Below are 24,816 nucleotides of genomic sequence, written 5' to 3' on the forward strand. Positions count from 1 at the left end.
CTTTTTTCTGCAACAATCAGGCTTGAGACCTCTTTAAACAAGAAAAAGCCGGAAGTCATTATCTGTAGCTGAGAGACCTGCGCGGCGGCTGATTATCACTCTCCGGTTCCTGCTGCAGGCTTGATGGCGCTATATAAACCCTCAACAATACGGCGATAGCAAGGATATGCCATGGCAAATCAAAGTAGGCCAGACTCAGAAAAGCACCGCCACTCATGTAAGCGATCAGGCTGACCTGCAGCATTCTCGCCAGTGTATTTTGCCCTTCATACTCGATTTTATTTTTGGTGAACCTGATGACCTGGCTTAAATATCGCCAGCCTAACGCCAGAACGGTCAGGAACATCAACAGGCCGGGCCATCCATGGTCACCCAGCATGGCAAAGAAAATACTGTGGGCCGCATGTACATCAGTAGGGTCAGGTGCATACCAGGCAAAAGTTTGTTCCGACCAGGATTCCAGCCCGCCCCCCGTAAAACGGTCATTCGCGACATTGACACTGTAAAGCCAGGCATTGATCCGGCCCATGGCTGAGTTGTCTTCTTCGTAATTCTCTATGGTACTCATTCGCTCATGCCAGCTCTCAGGCATGAAGTTCCAGCCAGCAATGGCCAATATGACAATCAAAGCGCCGGAAACAATCTTGGCCTTGCTTTTCAACCAGAAGAAACCACCGACTGCAATGATAGCGATTAATGCACCCCTGGACTGCGACCCCACAACCGAGGCGGCGCTGGCCACCATGGCAAAAATCAAACCGTATCTGATCCACTTGTTGCGGGTAACGGTATAGAGGTAATACATCAGAGGAATAATCATCAAGGTAGCAACAGCCAGGGCATTATTTTCACTGATATAACTGGTTGACGGCCCATAAACACGGTGCGCCCCCCCTGTTAATACTGTGAAAACGCCGCCTTTAACACTGAAAAAGCCTATCGATAGCACAATTACCCATATCAGCAAGTCCAGCTTTTTCTGACTGCCAAAAAGCACCAGTGTCAGCAATGTAATAATCTGAATCTTATAGACCTTGATAAGCTGCTCGTAGGCCACATCCGGTAACAGGGCAAAAACCGTGGTGACAATCATCCACGCTAACAGCAGCAACCAGGTAACGGTTAAGCCATTCACAGGAAATGGCTTTCTCTCCTTGCTGAAAAACAGGCTGACAAGCAGTGTGGCAGCAACAATCTGGGCAAAGGGCATGCTGTAGGCAAATCCCCAGGTCAGCCGGTGCGGATTCATATAGCTGAGCCATGACCACACCAGAACCCCGATATAGGCATTGCGCAGAATAAACGGCAGACTGCCGAATACCATTAATGTAACGATTATATCGCGCATCGTTTAGTTACCCAGCAACCTTGCTAATCACGTAACGGAACTTACCGGATTTCTCCGGCATAATTTCATCGGGGTATTCAAACTGTACTAGCACCCTCTCACCCAGACGATCCCTGAAGACTTTTTCAATGGCCTGTTCACTGGCTTCACTGTATTCAGAACCCCTCATAATTTCCACCCGCACAAGGTCCAGGCTTTCCTGAGTCACTTTGAAAGAGGCAATACCCGGCAGGTCGCGAAGAATATAAATCAGCGCCAGACCGTGGATCACAGTGCCATCCTGAGCCACGACAAAATCCGTTGAACGCCCCTGAATCTCCTTGAGCACAGGCAGCCCACGACCACAGGAACAGCGCTCATCGCTTAGTACACCCACGTCTCCGGTGCGGTAACGGACAAAAGGAAAATCCCGGGTTGCCAGGTGGGTGACGACAATTTCTCCCGACTCGCCAACCGGCACGGGATTGCCGTTGCTATCCATGATCTCAACAACGATATCCTCTGACGTGATATGCATGCTGCCCGCCGGACACTGATGCGCGATAAACCCGGCATCACGGCCACCGTAACCATTGGCTACAGGGCAGCCGAAGACCTGTTCAATTTTCTCGCGTTGATGATCATAGAGCTTTTCCGACGTCACAAAAGCCACCTTGATACCCAGCGCATTCAATTTTATATCGCGCTTCACGGCGTGCTCTGCAATATGCGCCAATGCCGATGGATAACCAAAAAGCATCTTCGGCCTCACCTGCCTGATTGTTGATACAAAACCATCCAGTTTTGCCGATGACATTTCAAAAGCTGGCAGCAGCCGGGTTCTGAACAGTTTGTCACGAAGCTGACGGACCCGATCCTGAGCACCCAGTTCAATTGGAGAGCCCCACACAACGATCTCCGGATCGCCCAGGTCCACGCCCCACCAGCGCGTGGCACGCCATTTCGCAGCCACATCATGGCTTACCCGTTTTGAGCCAATATAAAAAATCAGCGGCTCACCACTAGAACCACCGGTGTTAAAACGTGACAGACCAACCGCATCATCAGCTTTTAACTGCTCGCTATACTGACGGATTTCAGGTTTGCCGGTTAACGGCAATTTTTGAATATCGGCAATCTGATTAACGGCTTCAGGATCGAATCCGGTTTTTTCAAACAGGGTTCGATAATAAGCAACATGGCGTCCAATATCCGTCAGGAACGCTTTCAAGTTAGCCAACTGCAATGCCTGAAGCTGCTCAGGTGATTGCCACTGACTGGCCTCCATTTGCTGATGCACGGCTACAGTTGTGTGCTTCTTCAGTTTCTCATGGATGGGGAACAGGCAACCTGCAACCAGTTTTGTGTAAAAACTCATGCGCTCACCCTCTGGCTCTCATACATATTCAGCCACTGTTGTTTTACTCTGGGCCAGGCGTAAGGTTGCACGGCAGACAGTCCGTTAGTGACCAGTTTCTGCCGCAGCCCGGGGTCTTCAAATAACCGAACCATTTGCCGGGCCATGCCTGCCGAATCACCTGCCGGCACCATCAGTGCCGTTGCCTCGTGCTCAACAATGAACGGAATACCACCCACATCGGTAGTAATGACGGGCACGCCACACGCCAGAGATTCCAACACAGAATTGGGCATATTATCCACCGTGGTGGGGTTTAGCATTGCATCAGCGGAATGGTAAAACTCAACAATTTCTCGGGCATCCAGCCTCCCGACAAAAAAGACCTTACCCTCCAGCCCCTGCTTCTTGACCAGCTGCTCCAGCTGCCGTTGTTGTGGTCCTGACCCGGCTATGTGCAGCTCAATATCAGGAATATCTTTGCGGGCCATAGCAAAGGCTTCAATCGCCGTTTCGATACCATAAATCGCTTCAAGGTTGCGGGTGATAATCAGTTTAAGGGCCGGTTTTTCAGCCAGCCGATCCACGGGTTTAAAGCGTTCCAGATTGATAATATTGGGGATAACCTGCACCTCCACACCAAAACCTGAAAACACTTGCTGCAAATAAGCGGAAGGCACCACAATTTTTGCGGCTCTTTTCAATGTCGGCTTCACCCGGGAAAACGACAGTGAAAAATACGCTTGTGCTTCACCACCCCGGTAATTCACGATCACCGGTGTTTTTCTAAACCAGCCTGCCCAAATGACCGGCGCTGAGAACAATTGCCATGACCAACCAGAGTTGGCCATTAAATGAATAACATCTACCTTCCCGGCAAGCCTCCACACGTCCCATAGATAAGGCAACAACCGGAAAAGCGCCCGAATTCCTTTGAGTTTTGCGACCACAGAAGGGCTGTAAGGTTTATTATTTTGCACAAGGGTGACATCAATACCCTCGGCAGACATCAAATCACTCAACTGACGCGTCTGCGTGGCCATGCCTCCCGCCGGTGGAGGCAGTGGGCCGACAATTCCCAGGGTGCCGGAAAAACTCATTTGCACAGACCACCGTAAACCTGCTGATAGCGACTCACACTGTTACGCCAGTTACGTTCATTTTCCACATAACTGCGACCCGCTTTTCGCATTTCAGGCCAGCCGTCCCGGCATTGCAGCATATCAGCAACAGACTTCGCTAGAGAGCGCGCACAATCAGCCTTGAAGAGTCTGCCATTGCTGCCGTCACGTATCAGCTCATGATGCCCACCCACATCAGAGGCCAGCACCAGCTTGCCTTGTGCCATGGCTTCCAGGGGTTTAAGCGGCGTGACCAGATCGGTCAACCTCATGGATAATCGCGGGTAGATAAAAATATCCACCAGATTGTAATAATCCTGCACTTCTGTGTGAGGCACCCGCCCGGTCATGACCACATAATCCTGAAGACCAAGTTGGTCTATTTTCTGCTTAATCAGTGATTCCTGCGGCCCGCCACCCACCAGTAGCAGACGAATGTTCCGGTTGGCAGTGACCATTTCCGGCAAGGCATCCAGTAACAGCGGAATCCCTTCGTAGGCGTAAAACGAGCCAATAAAACCGAGCACCGTTTTATTGACCAGACCCAGCTGTTCGAGCAACGTTGGATCAGCTTCTGCGCCAACACTGAAGTGCTCAATATCAACAGCATTCGGAATCACCGTTACTTTGCTCTCAAGCAACCCGCGCTGAACAATATCCTTACGCAGCCCTTCACAAATGGTGGTAACCGCGTCTGCCTGTTTAAACACCCGCGTCTCAAGAGCGCGCGTCAATTTGTAGCGAAGACCAAATTCCTTGCTGGTGCCATGATCAACTGCCGCGTCTTCCCAGAAGGCGCGGCACTCGTAAACTACCGGCACACCAAACTTGCGTCCGGCTTTTAAGGCCGCCAGCCCATTCAGCGCGGGAGAATGGGCGTGGAGAATGTCCGGCTGTTCTTTCCTGATAACCTCTTCAATACGGTTAGCCAGCGTTTGTACAACATGCCACTGATTCAGAATCGGCATTGTTGATAAGGGTGATGAACTGCCGGGAGTGCGATAAAAATGCAAACCATCCACATCCTCCTCCAGCGCAGTGATATCGGCCTTGTGTTTAAGCCCTGTCACATGAACCGTTTGCCAGCCGAGTTCGCGCTGGTGGCGCAGAATATTACGCGTCCGGAAGGTATAACCGCTTTGCAGGGGAATGGAGTGATCGAGTATATGAAGAATTTTCATTCTGTGGTCATCTGCTGTTGTTCTTTTTGCTTGTTGTTATTGGATTGCCGTGCCTTCGGCTCGCAATGACGCTGCAGGTAATACCTTGCTGTCATTACGAGCCAAGGGCGAAGTAATCCAGCAAGCAACATTACGGGCTAATCTCAAAATGATCGCCTCTGGTGGTCGCCTCAAACATTAGCAGCGACCAAAGCACTGCACTGTGATCACGTACACCCGACTGATGCTGGCTGACCAGTTTCTCCAGGTACTGCTGGTTAAACAGCCCTGTTTTAGCCAATCCGCCTTCTACAATTCGTGTACGCAAACGCTCTTTGAGCGGCCCCCTGAACCAATTGGCCAGCGGCACACCGAAACCCATCTTGGGGCGATATAACACATCGTTTGGCAGGAGGGGTTCCAGCGCTTTTTTGAATATGTACTTGCCCTCCTGCCCTTTCAGCTTGAAGCTGGCAGGTAAGCCTGACACCCACTCGACAAACTTGTGATCGAGCAATGGCACTCTCACCTCAAGGGAGTGAGCCATACTTGCACGATCCACCTTGGTGAGAATATCCCCTACCAGATAGGTTTTCATATCAATGTATTGGATCAGCGACATCGGGTCTTTGGTCGGCGACTTTTCCGCATAGCGATTGAAGGTGTTCACCGCATTGTAGCCTTGCAATTTCTGCTTCAAACCCGGACTGAACAGCTGCTCCCGCTGCTCATCTTTTGCCAGGGAAACCGAGTGCATATAAGCTTCTACCGAATTTCTGGCCAACGACTGAAATGTACTCTTCGCTCGCAGAAACTTCGGCGCCCAATCCATTTTCGGGTACACCTTGCCCAGGAAACCGAACACAATGCGACGCAACCAGAGCGGCAACCTTGATCGCAGCTTCTCTTCGTTCATGTGCCAGCGGTAACGCCGGTACCCGGCAAAATTTTCATCACCACCATCACCGGACAAGGCTACCGTCACCCGCTTTTTGGCCAACTGGCAAACACGATAGGTGGGAATGGCTGAACTGTCTGCATAGGGTTCATCATAAAGATCTGCCAGCTGGTCAATCAAATCAAAATCATCGCTGCCGACAGTTTCTTCAAAGTGATTGGTTTTGTAGCGTTCGGCCACCTGTGTAGCAAATTCTGTTTCATTAAACTGCTTGACGTCAAAGCCAATCGCACAGGTGTTGACCGGATCATCCTGAAGCTGCGCCATCATCGCCACTACCGCGCTGGAATCTACACCTCCGGAGAGGAATGCACCCAGCGGCACTTCGGCCACCATGCGGATATCAACCGCTTCTTTCAGTTTTTTCAGTAATTCGTCCTGCAGTGCCTGCTCAGAGGTGAGCTCCGAGAGTGCAAAGGGAATATCCCAGTATTCTCTGGTTGCAGCCACGACATTGCCCGGTACGGGTTCACCACGAGTCAGTAACAGGGTATGACCTGGCGGCAACTTATAAACACGGTTATAGATCGTTGCCGGTTCGGGTATATAACCAAGGGCAAAATAATCTTCCACTGCCTGGGGGTTTAATTCTCTTGGCAGATCCGGGTGTGCTTTCAACACTTTCAGCTCGGAGCCGAAGATCAGTTGATTGTCGGGCAAAAGTGAATAGAACAGTGGCTTGACACCCAGCCGGTCACGGGCCAGAAAAATTGACTGTTTTTGCTGATCATAAATAGCGAAGGCAAACATGCCTCGGAAGTGGTGCACGCACTCTTCACCCCACTCCTGCCACGCATAGACAATCACCTCGGTGTCACAGTGTGTTTTAAAGTGGTATCCCTTCTGCTTCAATTCCTCAGAAAGCGCCTTGAAGTTATAGATTTCACCGTTGTAAACCACGCAGATATTTCTATCTTCGCTAAACATCGGTTGCTGGCCGGAAGACAGGTCGATAATAGACAGGCGACGGTGTGCAAGTGCCACGCCCAGTTCAAGGTGTAATCCTCCCTCATCGGGACCGCGGTGAAACTGGGTCTGGTTCATTGCCGAAATCAGCTCGGCATCCATATCCCGCTTTCCAGAAAGATCAAAAATTCCTGCTATACCGCACACAGTCTTACATTCCTTCTATAACGTTGTTTAAATCATCATTCATAGGCACCATTGAGCTGGCCCCGCAAACCAGACGAGAGCCCTGGTTGCGCAATGACAAAACTGTGTCACCGCGAACCTGAAAGATGCAGCAATCCAATAAAATCATTTCTTGCGCTCTGTCTGTAGCACTTCGTCATAAACTGCGAGGTACTGTGCAACCGTTTTCTGCCAGTTAAATGTTTCGCTGACTTTTTTAAGCCCCTGCTGCCCAAGTCCTTGCCGCAACTCCGGTTGCTCAATCAGTTTCAAAAGCGCTTTGGCCAGCTGCTGACTGTCATCCACATCAACCAGCAAGCCATTGACGTCTTCCTCAACCAACTCCGGATTACCACCCACTCTGGTAGCAATCACGGGCAAACCGGTCGCCATTGCCTCCAGAACCGTATTGGATACGCCTTCAGCCAGTGAAGGCAATACAAAGATATCCATTTGCTGAAGTAGTTGCGGGATATCGGTCCTGTCTCCGGGTAACCAGATAATATCGGACAGGCGAAGGTCAGACACCAGCGTCTTAATCCCGGCAAGCAGCGGCCCATCCCCCACAAGCATAACCCTTAGCCTGTCGACAAGCTCCGGTTTTGCCTTGAGAACCTGATCAACGGCTAAAATCAACGACCGTTGATTTTTGACCTCGGCAATTCGGCCAACAGCTCCGATAACAATAGCGTCCCGGGGAAGAAAATTGGCGGGTAACAACGCGGCATTTTTATGCGCAGCAGGCAGAAATCGCTCGATATCCACACCATTGTAAATCTGTTTCACCTTCTCAGAAGGCACGCCCACAACGGTTTTCAACCACTGGCCCAAATCATGGCTGACGGCTATATAGCAGTGAATAAACGGCCTGAATACCTTGCGCAAAAAGTTGTATTTGCGATTACTACCGTCCAGATCGTGGATATCCCGCCCGTGTTCGCCGTGAATCCGCCTGACACCCGGCAGAAAGAATGTCAGCGCCTGCATTTCCAGTGATGTCAGATTGCGGGTATGAACGATTACCGGCTTTAACCGCTTCAGGGTTTTCAGCAGGCGCCAGTACAGTCGAATATCGTGCCCCGGTTTTTTATGCAGCTGAATAATCTCAACGCCAGGAGCGGTAATGCGGCTGGCGAAATCATCTGCATCCGTAAGACAGATGATGGCGTGCCGATAGCGCTTTCGAGGTGCCCGGTTAATGATGTTAACCAAACCATTTTCAAGGCCACCTGTACCTAGCGCATAAATAATGTGTGCAACCAGAGGCGTCTGACTGTCGCCTTTCACCGGGAATTTCCTGCCGTTTTGTCGAGTGCGTATTCCAGAGCTGAAAGTGACTCGGCCAGAAAACTTGCCAGGGATTGTCCCGCAGCTTCAATTTCCTGATCGAGATCACGGCTTCCATTGATAGGTGTCGCAATAGTAATGATCGCAGCATCGCGGCGACCATCAAACAATCTGGCTTTGGCTTCACTGAACTTGGCGGAGTATTTGTCTTTTGCATAATAATCACCAACCCGGTACCAGTGCCAAACCAGCAACTCTTGAGTCGGCCCCTTCAGGACCAGCTCTGTTATCTGAATAAGCTGGCTGCTAATGGCTACTTCTTTTGTCGTTTGCCCAGCTATTCGCCAGTGGCGAAATTCGCGAGGATCGAGTCTGTTCTGAACATTCGCAACTTCCTTACCTTGCCGCTGAACAATATATTGCGCAAGGTACAGCCCAACATACCGTTCATCATCCGCAGACAGATACGTCTGCACCAGCAGCCGATCTTCGCCCTGGGTTTTGGGTTTCCAGTCCCAGTGAGACCTGCTGTCGGTTTGCCAGCTCTGGAAGCTGGCCGGAACAAGCAACGGCTCTTCACTGACAACTGTCGGCTGCTGGTTCAGCGCAAAAGACATCAATGGCCAAATGGCCACCACCCCCAGCACACTGATCACCGCTGATGCGATTCGTCCGAAAGAGGCTACTACCAGGGGGCTCGACTCATCGCCCACATCGTCTTTCTCACTGTTTGCTGTCTCGGGATCGCGCCACTTCAAACCAATAGAGAACAGAATAAACATGACCAGCCCAAAGAAAAGCCAGCCATAAATCAGATGATCAACACCTACTGCGATTGTCATGTCACTGAAATGACCGAGCATAACAATCATGAAAGCACGCAGGCCATTTGCAACAATGGGAACCAACACGGAAATGACAATAAAGGTTAACCGCTTTCCAATACTGTTATAGCTCAAATAGGCGAATAAACTGCCCAGCGTCACGGATGCGATAATATAACGAACACCACTGCAGGCCTCGACAACCGACCAGTTCCCGCTGGGTAGGGAAATGAACATTCCGTCCCGATAAACCGGTATCCCAACCAGCTTGACCAGAGCAACCAACACTGTCGCCGTATATTCCCTCATGGGAGGAATAAGACTCTCACCCATAGGTACAGCAAAAAACAGAAAGCCCAGAGGAAACAGTACACGCGCGGTAATCCGGTTGCCCATCACCGTCCAGAAAGACAGCACCAGAATAGCGACAAAGGCCAATTGTTGAGCTACCAACACATCCACCAGATCGGCCAGCAGCCATGTCACACCGGCACACAGCAATAAAATCAGCACATAAAAATTAGGGGCAGGCGTCATTCTGGCCAGCACTGATCGTCGCTGCCAAAACAACCATATGGAAATGGGCAAAATCAGAAAGCCATGAGTGTAGGTTTCAGACATCACCCAGGTATGAAACATGGAGCTGGCCGTACTGTAAAAAATCGCAGGCATTACCACAACCAGAGCAAGAGAGAGGAATAAAAACAATCTCTCTCTGTCACACTGGCTCGACAATGCTGTTGATCGATGATCAGTCATGGTTTTTCATCCCTGTGTGCGCACGGAGCTCTCCAAAAGTTCGCCTACCAGCGGCAGGTTTTCTGCCCAATTAAAGTCATTCATGACTTTTAAACGCGCCTGAGGACCGATCTCCACGTATTCGCCGTTAATAATTTTTTCAGCAAATTGAATCAATTCGCTTTCTGTGTCAGCCAAAACCACATGCTTCCCATGCTCTGCGAGGATCCCTTCCAGACCCGGGCCTGTCACCAGCGTTGTTTTTGCCATTGCCATGGCTTCAAGAACCTTGTTCTGGATACCTCGTGCAATTCGCATGGGAGCCACCGCTGCGAGAGCATACTTCAGGTAGGGGCGAACATCTTCAACCCGACCTGTTACTACCACCCCCGGCTTTTTGCCTAACTGTAATACTGCATCGGTCGGCTTGCTGCCCACAATATAAAATCTGATCTCAGGGTGCTTCTCCAACAATCTGGGGAAGATATCACTGGCAAACCACTCAACCGCATCCACATTGGGCCAGTAATCCATCGCCCCGGTAAACACCAGTACACGTGCTCCGTCCGGGTAGGGGTTTAGCAGCTCGGTGTCCGGACTGAAATACGCGGTATCCACACCATTATTATAAAAGTCGACCTTGCCTTTCACCTCTGGCGCCAGTTGCCTGAACAAGTCAGCTTCTGCCGAAGAAACAAACAGGCTGGCATCAAAGACTTTTGCAATAGACTTCTCGACGGCAAGCAGTGTTCTGGATTCGCGACGATAAACCCAACTCAGGGGCCAGTGTTTTTTCGCTTCATACTGGCGCCATTTATCGGAATCTATATCGACAAAGTCGATGATTTTTCTGGTCGGACTGGCACCATCAGCCATAACGTACTGTGCCATGGGAGACGAATAAGCCACTACCCGCTCTATCTTATGTTGTTTGCGTTGCTGACTTACCCAGCCAGACAGGCCGCTGTTTTCATAGTAGGGCAAGGACAGAGGGCGACCACTGAAGAACCCTTTCAGACTCCTTATTTTCGCCCGGAAAGGATCCAGCTTGACCAGGCAACTATCCTCACACAACCCCTCGACAACAGATGTGTATTGCCAGTCATTGTCATCATCGACAAACGCAGCCAGAAATACCCGGTAATGCTCGCAAAGGTATTTCAGCAAATGGTAGGAGCGTATTTTGTCACCCTTGTCAGGAGGATACGGGATACGATGACAAAGAAATAACAGTGGCTCTTTTTCAGTGCCCATACATATTCCTGATCAGATAGCCACGTTGCTGCGTTTGTCGCAATGACCGGAATAGGGACAGATAATCAGGCAATACCATCGACATCATTTCACCCAAGACTCTTTGCCAGAAAGGGGCCAACCCGATTTGAAATACATACAGGCAGCTTTTTCCAGCTTTTGATAAAGAACTGATACTTCGGGTTCATCGGATTGACTTCCGGTATTTCCGTGGATTTCACCAGATAGTACTGGTAGTAAAGTGGTGCCGGCTCAAAACCCCAGTTCTTTTTAAACTTGAAAGCCCCGGTGTCATTTTTACTGCGTCCAAAATCAAAAATGCGCAGCCCTTCATCCACTGAACGCCGCATCAACTCCCAATACATAAAGTCATTCACGCCTTTAATATTGCGGGCAATAGCAAGACTGCCTCCATAATAAGGCAACACTTCATCCTTGAAATAAAAGCTCATGACCCCGGCAATATCCTGACCTTCATGCTGAATCATGAGCACCTTGCAATCATCACCAAATTCTTCCCGCAATATTCGAAAATATTTCCGGGAAAAAACCGGTGTTCCGAGATTGCGCAGGCTTTCTGAGTAAACCCGATAAATTCTGTCTGAGCCCTCATCAGGCTCACTGATTAATCCGGCGTTTATGCCCTTTCTCACCATGGCCCGCTGTTTTGCCGGAATGGCCTTCATGTTCACATCATGATCAGAATCCATCTCCTTGCGAAAAGTAGAATACAGATCTTTGGTGGGCCAGCCGGGTTCTGATGATTTTGTATTTCTTAACTCGAGAGCATCAACATTCAACTGTTCAGCCAGTCGGCATGCGGCTTCTCGCAAAGAGGACGCTGCCTCTTCATTGTCGGCAACGATGCCCCCATACACACAAAACGGTGTGGAAGTCAGATTACTTCCAAACAACCGGCTTTTGACATGCGCCAGAGGCAAAACACCTTCGATTCGCCCCGCCTTCTCTGAAAAAAGAAAATAGGTGGTATGCCCAAACGCCCGTTTAAGCACCTTTGCCCACCCTGATAGATGAAAGAAAGTTGACGAATCTGCGCGGTTTACATAATCGTCCCACCGCGAACAATCGGTTTCATACAGTTGATGAACTACATGCGTCATCCGCGCTCCACTCCTGATACTGCGAAAGCTCTCTATCGTTACCAAGAAAAATTTCATCCACCCGACCCCAGCTAAAATCATCCATCAAGCGCGATAGTCTAGGCTGCATTTTTTTCAGGTTGAGATAGTGGCGAAATTTCGACCGTCTACTGGCATGAGTGAGTCTGGGCTGATCGGGATCCACCTCCCAGGGATGGAAATAAAAAATTCCCGACTGCTGATCCTTGTTGTTCACCTGCCTCATTGCCCACCGGGAAAAACTGTAGGGGAACAACCGAAACCAGCCACCGCCACCACAATTAATATTTCGCCCGGCAAGGTTGATGGTGGTAATAGGTATTTCAAGAAGCCGGTTTTGCGCTGCCCGGAATGCAAACCTTGGCCCACCGGGAAGCCCGTAGAGGTCGTGCTTGATGGGCACTGTACTGGAGCTGTATTGATAACCCGCATCGGCCAGTACATCCAGAGCCCACAGATTGCTCGCACATATGGAATAACTGGCAGCACGGTAACCTTTCACCTGCTCTCCGGAAAGATCCTCCAGAAAACCACGGGTCCGTGTTACGTCTTCTCTGAATGAAACCTTATCCTGTTGGGTGACGCGCGTGTGCTCCCAACCATGGCTGGCCAGCTCATGACCGCCACTCACAATCTTCCTGACCAGATGAGGGTAGCGCTCTGCCACCCAGCCCAGCGTAAAAAATGTCGCTTTCACATTTTTCTCATCGAACAGCTGTAAGGTGCGCTCTACGTTCGCTTCCACGCGACAAGGCAATTTGCCCCAGTCTTCTTTACTGACACAATTCTCGAATGCAGAGACCTGAAAATAGTCTTCCACATCCACTGACATGGCATTTTTAGGCGATATAAATTTTTCCATCACAGCCCCGCTGCTACGACAATAGCCATCACGTTTTCGCCTTTTCCTGCTGCTCACTTTTGAGGCCTCTGGCTTGATGGCTGTTTAACCAGGATTTTAAAACTTCAACGATTCTTTCTGCCGCTTTGCCATCCCAAAACTCTGGTGCACGACCAACCTTGCCTCCGGTTTCCATAACCTCCCGATAAGCAACCATGATCTTTTCACGATCCGTTCCAACAACCGTATTCGTTCCCTCTTCAGCCGTAATCGGTCGCTCTGTACTTTCACGAAGCGTGATACAGGGTACGCCAAGCGCCGTCGTTTCCTCCTGAATACCGCCGGAATCGGTCAGCACCACTCTGGCATCCTTCATCAACCCCAGCATCTCGCGATAACCCTGGGGCGGCAACAAGATAAAGTTTCCTGCTGATAACATGTCATCCAGAGCAAAGTCTGTAATCCGCTGCCGAGTCCTGGGGTGTACGGGAAAAACCAGTGGTATTTCCTGGCTAATCTCAGATAGCACACTCAATAAACGCCGTAACGTTTGTTCGTCATCCACATTCGAGGGTCGATGCAGCGTTACCAGGCCATAATCAGAAAATTCCTGCTTCTCCAGAAAACCGGGGCATTGGTGGCGAACCGTTTCTTTGACTGATACCGCAGATTCCAGATTAAACAGCAGGGTATCAATCATCACATTCCCCGCGAAGTAAACCTTGTCACGAGCAATACCCTCGCGGACAAGATTGTCTTCAGCGGAGCGCTCCGTGGTAAACAGCAAATCTGAAATCTGATCAGTTAAGACCCGATTAATCTCTTCGGGCATGGAGCGATCTCCACTGCGAAGCCCTGCTTCAACGTGAATCACGGGAATACCTTTCTTCACCGCCACCAGGGCACAGGCGATTGTGGAGTTCACATCACCTACCACCAAAACAGCGTCCGGACGATTTTTATCCAGCTCCGGCTCAAAACGCTTCATTATTTCCGCCGTTTGCTCGGCATGAGAGCCGGAACCCACACCGAGATCAATATCCGGTTCGGGGATCTGCAGCTGGTCAAAAAAAGAAGTTTTCATGGCCTTATCGTAGTGTTGACCCGTGTGGAGCAACCGGCCAATCAGACCCGATTCAGGTGCACTCAATGCACGCATGATGGGGGCGATCTTCATAAAATTTGGGCGTGCGCCGACAACACAGAGAATTTGTGGCGTGTTATTCTTCATTTCCGAGGGTTCCTAAAGGGCTAGCGAAAACTGCAGGCTGATTCTGTTCTCATCGTAAGTATCGTTTAACCGATCCGAGTCTCGTTCTGAATAACTGTACCTCAACTCAACATCAGTATTTTCACCCAGCTGCCTGGAAAGACCAAAGGAAATATGGAAGGTATCAAATTTCAGCCCGGCGCCATCTTCTTGCGACTGCCAGCTGACTCTGGAATCAACTGAAAGATCCGAAGAGAGTTTTCGGTCTGCAGAAATACCATAAGACTGAAATAACACATCGGTATTGATATCCTGCCGTACCTGCTTTGAACGACGTGCAGAGAAAGTCACAGTGGTACGTTTTCCACGCACAGCAAATGAACTGTCCAGGCTTTCATTGACGAAGATACCCTGGTCTTCAAAAGTAGTACTGTCCAGTAAGGTCCGGAGAGCTTCTGCCAACTCGGGGTCAATATCGTTACCAAATGCGTCCTGGGCAAGGAACGGGGTAAAATTACCCCTCTCTGATCGGGTATCTGTCAACGAGCGAACATAATCGACCGAAAAAGTCGTGCGTCTGGTGCGATGCTCAATACTGAAGCGGGGAGTGGAACCAAAGTATCGCTCACCATATCCAGCTTCCACAATCGTTCGTTCGGTAGGCGTCCAGCGAAGACCAACATCCCAGAAGCTGTCATCAATATCAATTGTGTCGAAGGTCTCGTAGGTATTCCATTCCTCACCCACCGTACCATTGACCTGCCACTTCCGGCTCAACTGATAGCCCAGGCGCAAGCTGGCTGAGGTGCGCTCGTTGTCAGCATCCCTTGTTGGCTGGGAAGGGTCATCCTCAAATGTTGTCTCGTCGTACTCGCCGAGCAGTCGCCAGGATAATCTGGTGAAATCAGGGCCACTGCTAAGTGAAACCTCTGCCGAATCACTGGTGCTATCAGCCAGTGCTCCTCCTTTATAGCTTTGCTCATCATAGGAATATTCCATTCTGAACTCAGCGAACTGCTTGAAGCGATGCACAACGTAGGGAGTCACGGAATAATCATAAGTGGTGGTAACGTTGCCGGTAGCATTCAGCTGGTTACCCGCTGCAGCGAAGGGATTAATGACTGTCTGGCCCACCCGGGCAGCGCCCTCAACAAAAAAGAAGTCTTCAAGCAGTTCAACTTCTGCATTAACGCGGCCCTGAGGGTTGAAGTTATCCGCATCGCCATCAAGATCGTTGAACTGGAAAGAGGCGACAGCATCAAGGCTTGCCCGCCGACCTTCACCTTTTATTGTGAACGAGGGGGTAAGCACAGTAATAAACTCGCTCTCCTCACCCTCTTCATCCAGCCCGACGTTATCCGTATAAACACCACCGACGCTGACACTGGCACTGTTCTCCCAATCGCCAGATAATGCGGCTAACGGAAAGCAGGCAGCAGAGATGATGAAACACCACTGGATTGCCTGAGCCAGGGGCTTCTGTTTGAACGTTATCATACAAATGCTCCTGTCAGCTCCTGTCTTCGCCAGCCCTGACTCGGTCAGAACCATAGCCGTAACCGTAGCCATAACCTCTGCCGTAAAGGTGGGTATCCCATGGATATTGTCTGGCTTTATTCAAAACCATACCAACCACTTTGTCGTCACTTATCTGCCCTACGGCCTGAGCAACAGCATCCTTTGCCGTTTTTTCAGCCTCAACAACAAAGACAATCTGCCCCATCAAATTAGCCAGAACATTGGCCTCGCTGGTTTGTAGCAGTGGCGGCGAATCAAAGATAATAATTCGGTCTGGGTAACGGCTCGACAACTCCTCCATCAACCGCAGCATTCGATCACTGGCAAGTAACTCTGTTGCTCGGTCATTCACATGTCCGGCCGGAATCAAGCGGATATTAGGGATATTGCTCTGCAGCAACACATCCTCAATGCCAATCTCGTCATGCTGCAATACATCAATTAGCCCGGGGGCGTCATCTGACACTCCCAGCATTCTACTCGAAGAAGCCTTGGCCACATCAGCATCAACAAACAGAACCGTCTTGTTACTCTCCATCGACATACTCATCATCAAATTAACCGCTGAGAATGTCTTTCCTTCACCTTCCAGTGAGCTGGTCACCATAATAAGGTTCGGGTTCTCAATAGCTCCCGCTCCCTCACCGGCAATGTTACGCAGTAAGGGACGCTTGATTGCACGGTATTCCTCGGCAATCTGAGTCCTGGGTTTATCGGGGGTAATCACCCCCAACTCTGCCAGCCGCGATAGGGGCAGCTCAATGATTTCCTTGTTGTTCACCCGGCCTTGCGCTGCATCCGGACGAATCGCTACGGCATCATCAACAAAGGAAGCCGGTGCAGGTTCTGCCCGAAAATCGTCTGCGATAAAATCGTCCACTGCATCCGGATTTTTCGGCTTGCCTGAACTCTTTTTCCCCAGTTTTTCAACCGCTTTTTCAATTGTACTCATACGAATCCATCGCACTTATCATCAGTTTTTATTGGCTTTCCGTCATTAGCCCTTTTCAAAAGCCAATTCAATAGTTGCATTACATTAATAACCATTGCTGTCCAATGGTGACGCCAGCAAAAAGCAGCATCAGGCAGACTGTCAGCACCAGAAACTGGATATTTCGAACCGACGCCATCTTTTGCTGTGCAGCCGTCGGTATAAACGTTACGCTGCCCAGCACGGGCAACCCGGTGGCCAACCGAAGATCACCTTGCCCGGATATCACCGGTCGCAGCAATGACATCAGCAAAGCAACACCCACACCCACACCCAAAGACAGCACTAGCACACCCGCATTCAGCAACAGCTTGTTTGGCTTGTTTGGTTTCAATGGAACAAAGGGAGGGTCTATCACTTTGAAGACCAAATCGTTTGCCTGCTGCTCGACATCTTCAGAAATGCGTGCAGATTCACGACGCTGAAGAAGCTCGGTATGCTGCTGGGAAACCACCTCATAATCCCGATTCAACTGAACCAGTTCTGCTTCGATAACCGGTACGCTATCCACCACTTTTTCGAGGTTTTCAACACGACTCTGGTATTCCGAAACCCTAACCTGCAACTCAGCAACACTGGCCTCTGACTCGGCAAGCATAGCCCTCATCTGCTGATAGACCGGACTGCTGCTAAGCCCGGAAAGATCTGATGACTCTCCGGCCATTGCCTTTTTCAGCTCGACGCTACGCTCCTCCTCGAGAGCGGCAATCAGGCTGTTTATCTGAACAACCTCAGGATGCTTTTCAGTGTACCGGGTTAACAGATTATCCAGTTTCGATTTAAGCAAATTAATACGCCCATCAAGAGAGGATTGCGGGGCCGAAGCAGAGCCACTGGAAAGAAATACCGGCTGCTCACCAGACAACTGCCTTTTTAGTTCATCGCGCCGGTTTTGCATTTCACGAAGCTGAAGTTTTGCCTCACTCAGCTGATTCTGAGCCAAACTGAGTCGCTGATAGTAGCCACCGGCCTTCCCAGGCAGAATACCGGCATTTTTTTGTTTAAAACTTGCCAACCGGGATTCAGCTTCCACCAGTCTTTTTTCGTAGTCGGCTATTTGCTGATCAAGAAAGTTTTGCGCGCCAGTTGCATCACTGCGTTCGCCACCCATCGTGCTTTCAATAAAGACAGTGAGCAGTGCTTGTACAACTTTCTTGGCAAGATCCCTGTCACCATGATAGAACGAAACAGAGTACAGAGAAGAGTTTCTTCGGCTCCCTGCCAGCTCAATGGAGCTTTTCAGTTCGGTCAGAAGCTGCTCCTTTTCTTTCTCGTTTTTGGCACGCAAATCAAGATCGGTCATCCGCATCAGCTTTTCAAGATTGGGCCTGCTGATCAATGTCCGACTCATCAGTTCAACCCGCTGATCAATATTCGGTTGGATAGCCACCCCCCTCAGCAGCGGTCGCAAAATACTGTTGCTATCAACATGCACCCGTGCGGTTGCCAGATATTGCTTTGGCATCTGAGCCACCCATGCCCAACCCAATATCGCAACCAGCCAGGCTACCGCAAGAGCAATCCATCTGTTACGCCAAACACCTGCCACATGGGCAAAAAGCTGCCCTAATATCTCCTGCATTGCTTTACTCTCTCCGTGTTACAGCAGTAAAGCTGCCAAATTAAAACCAGGCTTCAGGAATAATGACTATGTCACCGGGAAACAGCGGAACATTGGCAGAAATATCACCGTTTTCAAGCAAATCAGCCAGACGAATGTTATACGTTTTCTGCTCGCCACCGAACTGCCTCACTAAAACAGCATCATTGCCGTCAGCAAACTCCGTCAAACCGCCCACTTCAACCATCAGATCGAGCAGAGTCATGTGTTTTGAGTACGGAACTTTCAAAGGGTTAGCCGCTTCACCAATCACCCGAACCTGCTGGGAAGGGACACCCTGGAAGCCACCCACAATGACACTGACGACAGCGCTCTTCACATACTCGGAATAAGCGGCCTCAATATCCCTCGCCAATTGCGATGGCGTTTTCCCGCTAGCCTGGATGTTTTCAACCAGTCGAGTGGTAATCTTTCCATCCGGGCGAACCTGCACATTATTCACCGTGAGCTCTTCATTGCCCCAGACAAAAATCTCCATGCTATCGCCGGGACCAATGACGTAGTCATAGTCAGGAGGCACATCACCCCCCGTGGAAGAAAGCTCAGAATGAGTGGAACCGCAACCGGAAATCACCAGCACTGCCAAAACCGGGCAAACTGCCAGCATTACTTTTTTAACAAACATTGAGAATTGACCAGACACCGTTCATTCCCTCCCTATGGTGTTTTGTATCGAACAGACGGCAAAAGAGTGTAGCATGACTCCAAAATGCTTGCCTAGCAAGCGATCCGGAGCACGTACTCATTTTCTATCCGCAACATTACAGCAATTATTCACCCGAACGATACCGCTCGGTAGCTGAACTACCTTTGATACAATTAACAGGCTTTTTGACTACTACTTCTCCACGGTAACGACCAGTCGGCACAGACGCAACACTCAAGACAGCGAAAACGCGAACAGCGGGTAAAGAATGATGGTTAGCGACAGAACAAAACTCGGGTACAATAGCTCTCAGCAAAGATTACCAGAGCCAAGAGTGACCCGCGCGGCACTGACTATAAGCTCGGAGCACGTCACAGAAACAAGACAACCGCTAGCCTGAAACCGGCTCAGAGAAGGATATGACAAGAACCGATTTTCGCGACTTATCTACTGGCTACAAGATCCTCACCGTAGCTGAACTGGGTGTGTATTTTTGTGCCCTCCTTTTGGCTGTTCAAGCCAATAACTGGCTTGAGCTTTCCGACCGCATAAGTCTCGACAGCAATATCCAGGCTATCTACGGTATTATATTCTCTCTGCTCACGCTGCTTACATCGCTGTCTCTCGGCCTGTATAACCCCCGCACGCGCGAAACCCTGCGCAGCGTGCTGCGGAGAATAGCCATTGCCACCACGCTCGGTTGTGTTGAATTTTCTGTACTGGTAGCCCTGTTTGTTTCACCCACTCCCTTTGGCTTTGAAGTAATAGCAACTGCCGCTATCGCAGGCTTTCTCATGGCTGGCACGCTCCGCTATATGACGGCCCGGTTCGACATGCTGGTGCTTAACAAGGTGCGCGTTCTGATACTTGGCGCAGGCGAGCGCGCGTCAATCGTAGAGAAGAGAATGCGACGGAAAGTCGACAGGCACGGTTTTGAGCTTTTTGGGCTGGTCTCCATGCCGGGCGATGCCCCCGACTGCTTTAAGAGAGAGCGAATTTTCAACATAGAGAAAGGAGCCCTGCTTTCATTTGTTCTGGAAAACCAGATCAACGAGATAGTGGTCGCCTGCGATGAACGGCGCAACAACCTACCTGTAGACGAGCTGTTCGCCTGCAAAATCCGGGGCACCAACATTGTTGACATCCTTGATTTCATCGAGCGGGAAACCGGCCAGATAGCCGTTAACCTGATCTATCCCAGCTGGGTTATTTACTCCAACGGGTTTGCATCATCGCACTATTTGAGAAACGCGCTGGACTGGATCTTTAATGCCACCATGGCCGCTATTGTGCTGTTTTTTTGCTGGCCCCTCATGCTTATCACAGCCATTGCCATCAAACTGGACGATGGCTTCGGAGCACCCATTTTCTATTTCCAGGAGCGGGTCGGGCTAGACGGAAGAACCTTTCGAATTATTAAATTCAGGAGCATGCGAACCGATGCCGAATCGGGAAGTGCTGTCTGGGCTTCCATCAATGACGACCGAACAACCCGCATTGGTGGCTTTATTCGCAAGTATCGGCTTGATGAGCTCCCACAAATATATAACGTACTGAAAGGCGATATGGGTTTTGTCGGCCCAAGGCCGGAACGCCCTGAATTTGTTCAGGACCTGATCAGGTCTATCCCCTATTACAATGAACGCCACAATGTGAAACCGGGGCTAACCGGGTGGGCACAGTTAAAGTATCCCTACGGTTCAACAGAAGAAGATGCCGCCGAAAAACTCAAATATGACCTTTATTACCTGAAACACCGCAGCTTTTTACTGGACATAAAAATTCTGGTACGCACCGTAGAAATCGTGCTGTTCGGCAAAGGACGCTGAGGCGTCGGTCATATATAAAAAAGCAGCCAAGCCAAGCAAGACCCAGGAAAAAGATTAGCATCGAAAAAAAGATAGCAGGGAAGCCGGAATCTCCGTTCCTCAGCACATCCTGTGCAAAAGGCCTATCCTGGCCTGCCTCCCTGCTATGCGCTCATCCTGAGCGCAGGCGAAGTTTAACAAATTAAAAGAAAGATAAAAGCATTTGCTGAGGACTGGCGCACACAAAAGCACATCCATTAAAACATCAGGAGCGAATGCCGTATTTTTCAAGCAAATTGTACAATGTTGGTCTAGTGACACCGAGCAACTTGGCCGTTTCAGAAACGTTATCGTTGGTGCTTGCCAGGGTTTTGACAATGGCAGATCGTTCAGCGTCCTCCCGCACCTGCCTCAAATTGAACGGCGCTGGTTCACCATCAACCTCACCCACATCCAGCTCAAGATCCTCCGCAGTGATATGGGAATTATCCGCCATAATCATGGCACGCTTGATCCGGCTTTCAAGCTCACGCACATTACCTGGCCACTCATAACGCTCGATGGCCCGAATGGCATCCGCATCAAAACCCCGAATGGATTTCGAAAATTCTTCGTTAAATTTGCTTAAAAAAGCCCTGGCAAGCAATACAGCGTCACCGTCTCGTTCCCGGAGAGGCGGGATCTGAACAGTCACCTCACTAACCCGATAATACAGATCTTCTCGAAAACGGCCCTCCTTTATATGTTCGGAGAGATCCTGATGGGTCGCACAGATAATCCTGACGTCAATTGGGATTTCTTCTCTACCACCCACACGCTCAATCACACGCTCCTGCAAAAATCGTAGCAGTTTTGCCTGCAACTCAAGAGGCAAGTCGCCAATTTCGTCAAGAAACAGCGTTCCACCATTGGCGTATTCAATCTTGCCTTCTGTTCGTTTGGTTGCACCGGTAAACGCCCCTTTTTCGTAACCAAACAGTTCGCTTTCCAGCAAGTTGTCAGGAATGGCTGCGCAATTGATGGCAACCATTCTTTTATTCGAGCGCGGATTCAATTCATGCAGGGCTCTTGCAATTACTTCTTTGCCCGTTCCGCTTTCACCAAGCAACAACGTCGTAATATCTGAAGGTGCAACCTTCTCAACTGTACGACAAAGCTTCAGCATCACATCACTGGCAGCAACAACACCGCGCAGCGGAGTGCCAATCTGCCCCCCTGACAGCTTCCTGTTTTCTGACTCCAGCTGACAAACCTGATAGACCCTGTCCACCATCAGCGCGAGAATCTCAGGCTCAACCGGCTTTTGATAAAAATCATAAGCGCCCATTCCGATCGCTTTTACCGCATTAGCCCGGTCATTATCACCCGTGACAATGATAACTTTTGTTTCCGGCGCCATGGACAAAATCTGCTCAAGCGTTGCCAATCCCTCAGTAACTCCCCCAGGGTCGGGAGGCAAACCCAAATCGAGCAACACAACCTTTGGCTGGTATCGTCTCAGCTGGGTAATCGCTGACTCCCTGTCACCACAAATAACAACTTCGTAGCCATCGAAACACCAACGCAACTGACTCTGTAAACCTTCATCGTCCTCTACAATCAATAGAGACTTTTTGGAATCCTTCAATTTTATCTCCCGCAACGCTGCCATTAACGGTAACGCAGTTAAAAACCCTGAGTCTCCGCACTCGAATAATTGTACGGCAAAATGATACGAAACAGTGAGCCAACACCGGGCTGACTCGTGACCGAAATATCCCCGCCTAACGAACGAACGTATTCGCGACTCTCAAAAGCTCCGACGCCCATTCCGGTCAAGCCCTTCGTTGAATCAAAGGGTTTGAACAATCGTTCCCTGATGAAGTCTTCATCCATCCCCACACCCGTGTCTTCTACCCGAACACAAACGCCTCCGTCTTCTCGCACTACCGAAACAGAAACCTCACCGCCTCTGGGAGTAGCTTCCTGAGCATTTTGAATGATATGACCAAACACTGTAGCCAATTGCTCTCTATCAGCGTTAACCAGGATATCTTCCGGGGGCTGCTCCAGTCGAGGTTGCGGATGTTTGACACTCAACCGCTCTGTTACCTGCAGCAATACCTCACCCAAACTGATCACTTCTGAAGCACCGCCACGCTCACCGCTGCGCATCTGCTTCATCAGGTTAGTCATTCGCGCGACTGAATGACTGATCGTAGAAATGACATCATCAACAAACTCTGGCTTATGTTTGTGCTTTTCAGCGTTGGAAACAATAAGTGATTGCTGGGCGAGAATATTCTTCAGATCGTGAACAATGTAGGCTGACAATCTGTTAAATGCCTCGAACTGTTGCGACTGAACCAGAGCGCGGTCAGACTGATATTGGGCGAGATAGCTAGCGGCCTGACGGCCTGCTACCTTCAGCAAATCCCGGTCCTCCCAGTTCAGGCCTTTTTGAAATTCGGTATGTTTTAAAACAACAAAACCAAGACATTTCCCTCGGTACATCAGCGGCACTATCAGCCAGACATTGGGCATACCTGTCAGCCACTCAGGAAGCACCAAATCACCATATTTTTGCGGCTGCTGGAAGTACTCATCTATATCAACAATCCATTGCGTTTCTTCGATAAATGCCACCAGTCCATTCAGAGAACTACTGCTCATCAACTCCGGGGCAGGGATATGCCAACGATCAAGCAGCACATACTTCCCATCTTCGGATCGTTCCCACAACATACCACCAGGGCTGTTGGTTAACACTGCAATTGCCCGGATAATCCGCTCCGGAACGCTGTCACCACTCTCGGCAAGATGCTGCGTAAATTTCTGCCACTCCTCCCGATAATCATACTTATAGGAGAAAAAGTGCTTACTGAGTAGAACACGAAGTTTCGCCCTGATTTTGTCAGAGAACAACAACCCTAAAAGCAGCACACCAGCACCCACCAGGAAAACGATCTGCAACACACCGCCCCAGGTAGCGCCGTAATAGCGAATCAGATACCCAACAGCCGCCATAGACAGCAGGTAAATACCAGCACCCATGATTGTAGCGGTATGAAAAACCACCTTTCTGGAAACATGAATATCTATTTCATATTTAGGATTGCGGGCAACGGAAACAGCAATAAGTGGCACCGCCATGCTGTTCACAAATCCACGCGCTTCCCACAATCGCAAACTGATTTTTTTAAACAACAGCGCATCGGCGTACATAAAAAAATCGTAGGCAAAAATAACACCCACACCCAGACAGAGAAATTTGGCTGCCCAACGCTGGTTTTCGTTGGAGTTACGAAACACTTGTTCAATCAGAGCCATTCCAACGATAGCAATTGCCACCCAGATCACCAGCACCAGCTCCCGAACCAGTGTCGCCTCAAATTTCGGTTGCAGGGAGGGGAAGGTGGACAAAAGGGCAACGCCCAGCAATAGCAGGGCCAGAGCAAATGCCGACTTGAACAGGCGGGAATTTCGCACTGAATGACCTGATTTACGCTCTACCGCAGCCAGCAAAAAAAGGCACCAGGTTAATGTGCGAGCCAGTTCGGACAGTTGCATCACCTGAAAGGAAATCTGTACACCATACTCACCAGCAGCAATAATGCCTGCCCACACTGCAGAAAAGAAGCTGGCAACAATAAGCGCCACCCCCAACGACTTACCCCTCCAGGAAAACAGCAGCAGCAACATCAGCACAAGGTAACCGACAAATGCAAACGCATAGCTGGTAGAACCAATATCCACTGCGCCCACCGCAATACTCCTTATAATGAAATAACGACAGGCGCATTTATCGCAAAAACAGCGGCGCCTGTCACCCGCCAAGACCACCAAAGCACCTTAACAGCCCCTTTTTCGCACTGAACGGCAGGATTTAACGACAAACCCGGCACC

At 49.9% G+C, this 24,816-nt stretch carries 18 protein-coding genes; 1 reads left to right on the plus strand and 17 read right to left on the minus strand.

What is annotated here, in order from left to right; genetic code table 11:
• Positions 1 to 58: 58 nt before the first annotated feature.
• The 15 genes from H7A02_10460 to H7A02_10530 all read right to left on the minus strand — a co-directional run bounded on the left by H7A02_10460 (position 59) and on the right by H7A02_10530 (position 19,102).
• Entirely contained in the window at positions 59 to 1,348 is a 1,290-nt protein-coding gene (locus H7A02_10460) for a putative O-glycosylation ligase, exosortase A system-associated (GenBank protein MCP5172678.1), read from the minus strand.
• Positions 1,349 to 1,355: 7 nt separating this feature from the next.
• Positions 1,356 to 2,705: a phenylacetate--CoA ligase family protein gene (locus H7A02_10465; protein ID MCP5172679.1), complete on the minus strand. Its 1,350-nt coding sequence runs from the start codon at positions 2,703 to 2,705 to the stop codon at positions 1,356 to 1,358.
• Positions 2,702 to 3,784: a glycosyltransferase family 4 protein gene (locus H7A02_10470; protein MCP5172680.1), complete on the minus strand. Its 1,083-nt coding sequence runs from the start codon at positions 3,782 to 3,784 to the stop codon at positions 2,702 to 2,704. Before H7A02_10470 ends, H7A02_10465 begins: the two co-directional genes overlap by 4 nt.
• Entirely contained in the window at positions 3,781 to 4,986 is a 1,206-nt protein-coding gene (locus tag H7A02_10475) for a glycosyltransferase, exosortase A system-associated (protein MCP5172681.1), read from the minus strand. Before H7A02_10475 ends, H7A02_10470 begins: the two co-directional genes overlap by 4 nt.
• A gap of 130 nt (positions 4,987 to 5,116) precedes the next feature.
• Positions 5,117 to 7,036, minus strand: a complete 1,920-nt coding sequence (locus H7A02_10480) for an amidotransferase 1, exosortase A system-associated (GenBank protein MCP5172682.1) — start codon at positions 7,034 to 7,036, stop codon at positions 5,117 to 5,119.
• A 144-nt stretch (positions 7,037 to 7,180) separates the two neighbouring features.
• Positions 7,181 to 8,374, minus strand: coding sequence for a TIGR03088 family PEP-CTERM/XrtA system glycosyltransferase (locus tag H7A02_10485; protein ID MCP5172683.1), 1,194 nt, complete (start codon positions 8,372 to 8,374; stop codon positions 7,181 to 7,183).
• Complete coding sequence (gene xrtA / locus H7A02_10490; GenBank protein MCP5172684.1) at positions 8,338 to 9,924, minus strand: exosortase A; 1,587 nt, start codon at positions 9,922 to 9,924, stop codon at positions 8,338 to 8,340. The genes H7A02_10485 and xrtA overlap by 37 nt, the downstream gene beginning before the upstream one ends.
• A gap of 6 nt (positions 9,925 to 9,930) precedes the next feature.
• Positions 9,931 to 11,157: a TIGR03087 family PEP-CTERM/XrtA system glycosyltransferase gene (locus H7A02_10495; protein ID MCP5172685.1), complete on the minus strand. Its 1,227-nt coding sequence runs from the start codon at positions 11,155 to 11,157 to the stop codon at positions 9,931 to 9,933.
• A gap of 89 nt (positions 11,158 to 11,246) precedes the next feature.
• Positions 11,247 to 12,278 carry a FemAB family PEP-CTERM system-associated protein gene (locus H7A02_10500; protein MCP5172686.1) on the minus strand — a complete coding sequence of 344 codons (1,032 nt, stop codon included), beginning with the start codon at positions 12,276 to 12,278 and terminating at the stop codon, positions 11,247 to 11,249.
• Positions 12,250 to 13,128: a DUF3473 domain-containing protein gene (locus tag H7A02_10505; protein ID MCP5172687.1), complete on the minus strand. Its 879-nt coding sequence runs from the start codon at positions 13,126 to 13,128 to the stop codon at positions 12,250 to 12,252. The genes H7A02_10500 and H7A02_10505 overlap by 29 nt, the downstream gene beginning before the upstream one ends.
• Before the next feature lie 58 nt (positions 13,129 to 13,186).
• Complete coding sequence (gene wecB / locus H7A02_10510) at positions 13,187 to 14,368, minus strand: UDP-N-acetylglucosamine 2-epimerase (non-hydrolyzing) (protein MCP5172688.1); 1,182 nt, start codon at positions 14,366 to 14,368, stop codon at positions 13,187 to 13,189.
• Positions 14,369 to 14,380: 12 nt separating this feature from the next.
• Positions 14,381 to 15,844, minus strand: a complete 1,464-nt coding sequence (locus H7A02_10515) for a TIGR03016 family PEP-CTERM system-associated outer membrane protein (protein MCP5172689.1) — start codon at positions 15,842 to 15,844, stop codon at positions 14,381 to 14,383.
• Between the two features lie 13 nt (positions 15,845 to 15,857).
• A complete protein-coding gene (locus H7A02_10520) occupies positions 15,858 to 16,817 on the minus strand; it encodes an AAA family ATPase (protein ID MCP5172690.1) in 960 nt (319 codons plus the stop codon).
• A 79-nt stretch (positions 16,818 to 16,896) separates the two neighbouring features.
• Positions 16,897 to 18,438 (minus strand): chain length-determining protein, encoded by a 1,542-nt coding sequence (locus tag H7A02_10525; protein ID MCP5172691.1) that lies wholly within the window; start codon positions 18,436 to 18,438, stop codon positions 16,897 to 16,899.
• Between the two features lie 40 nt (positions 18,439 to 18,478).
• Entirely contained in the window at positions 18,479 to 19,102 is a 624-nt protein-coding gene (locus H7A02_10530) for a polysaccharide biosynthesis/export family protein (protein MCP5172692.1), read from the minus strand.
• 440 nt (positions 19,103 to 19,542) lie between these two features.
• On the opposite strand from H7A02_10530, the gene H7A02_10535 reads away from it, so the two are divergent.
• Positions 19,543 to 20,952 carry a TIGR03013 family PEP-CTERM/XrtA system glycosyltransferase gene (locus H7A02_10535; GenBank protein ID MCP5172693.1) on the plus strand — a complete coding sequence of 470 codons (1,410 nt, stop codon included), beginning with the start codon at positions 19,543 to 19,545 and terminating at the stop codon, positions 20,950 to 20,952.
• A 244-nt stretch (positions 20,953 to 21,196) separates the two neighbouring features.
• Here H7A02_10535 and prsR read toward each other — a convergent pair whose 3' ends face one another.
• A complete protein-coding gene (prsR, locus tag H7A02_10540; protein MCP5172694.1) occupies positions 21,197 to 22,558 on the minus strand; it encodes a PEP-CTERM-box response regulator transcription factor in 1,362 nt (453 codons plus the stop codon).
• Positions 22,559 to 22,596: 38 nt separating this feature from the next.
• The gene (prsK, locus tag H7A02_10545) at positions 22,597 to 24,675 is read right to left on the minus strand and encodes a PEP-CTERM system histidine kinase PrsK (protein ID MCP5172695.1); all 2,079 of its coding nucleotides are present in this window, start codon (positions 24,673 to 24,675) and stop codon (positions 22,597 to 22,599) included.
• Between the last annotated feature and the right edge of the window lie 141 nt (positions 24,676 to 24,816).

It is taken from the genome of Pseudomonadales bacterium, from assembly GCA_024234435.1.
In the GTDB taxonomy this organism is placed as follows: Bacteria; Pseudomonadota; Gammaproteobacteria; order Pseudomonadales; family Porticoccaceae; genus JACKOF01.

What these genes read in the sequence shown, in the direction of transcription:
- H7A02_10460 (MCP5172678.1), bottom strand. Translation starts at nt 1,348, where the DNA reads ATGCGCGATATAATCGTTACATTAATGGTATTCGGCAGTCTGCCGTTT.
- H7A02_10465 (MCP5172679.1), bottom strand. Translation starts at nt 2,705, where the DNA reads ATGAGTTTTTACACAAAACTGGTTGCAGGTTGCCTGTTCCCCATCCAT.
- H7A02_10470 (MCP5172680.1), bottom strand. Translation starts at nt 3,784, where the DNA reads ATGAGTTTTTCCGGCACCCTGGGAATTGTCGGCCCACTGCCTCCACCG.
- H7A02_10475 (MCP5172681.1), bottom strand. Translation starts at nt 4,986, where the DNA reads ATGAAAATTCTTCATATACTCGATCACTCCATTCCCCTGCAAAGCGGT.
- xrtA (MCP5172684.1), bottom strand. Translation starts at nt 9,924, where the DNA reads ATGACTGATCATCGATCAACAGCATTGTCGAGCCAGTGTGACAGAGAG.
- H7A02_10495 (MCP5172685.1), bottom strand. Translation starts at nt 11,157, where the DNA reads ATGGGCACTGAAAAAGAGCCACTGTTATTTCTTTGTCATCGTATCCCG.
- H7A02_10500 (MCP5172686.1), bottom strand. Translation starts at nt 12,278, where the DNA reads ATGACGCATGTAGTTCATCAACTGTATGAAACCGATTGTTCGCGGTGG.
- H7A02_10505 (MCP5172687.1), bottom strand. Translation starts at nt 13,128, where the DNA reads ATGTCAGTGGATGTGGAAGACTATTTTCAGGTCTCTGCATTCGAGAAT.
- wecB (MCP5172688.1), bottom strand. Translation starts at nt 14,368, where the DNA reads ATGAAGAATAACACGCCACAAATTCTCTGTGTTGTCGGCGCACGCCCA.
- H7A02_10515 (MCP5172689.1), bottom strand. Translation starts at nt 15,844, where the DNA reads ATGATAACGTTCAAACAGAAGCCCCTGGCTCAGGCAATCCAGTGGTGT.
- H7A02_10520 (MCP5172690.1), bottom strand. Translation starts at nt 16,817, where the DNA reads ATGAGTACAATTGAAAAAGCGGTTGAAAAACTGGGGAAAAAGAGTTCA.
- H7A02_10525 (MCP5172691.1), bottom strand. Translation starts at nt 18,438, where the DNA reads ATGCAGGAGATATTAGGGCAGCTTTTTGCCCATGTGGCAGGTGTTTGG.
- H7A02_10530 (MCP5172692.1), bottom strand. Translation starts at nt 19,102, where the DNA reads ATGTTTGTTAAAAAAGTAATGCTGGCAGTTTGCCCGGTTTTGGCAGTG.
- H7A02_10535 (MCP5172693.1), top strand. Translation starts at nt 19,543, where the DNA reads ATGACAAGAACCGATTTTCGCGACTTATCTACTGGCTACAAGATCCTC.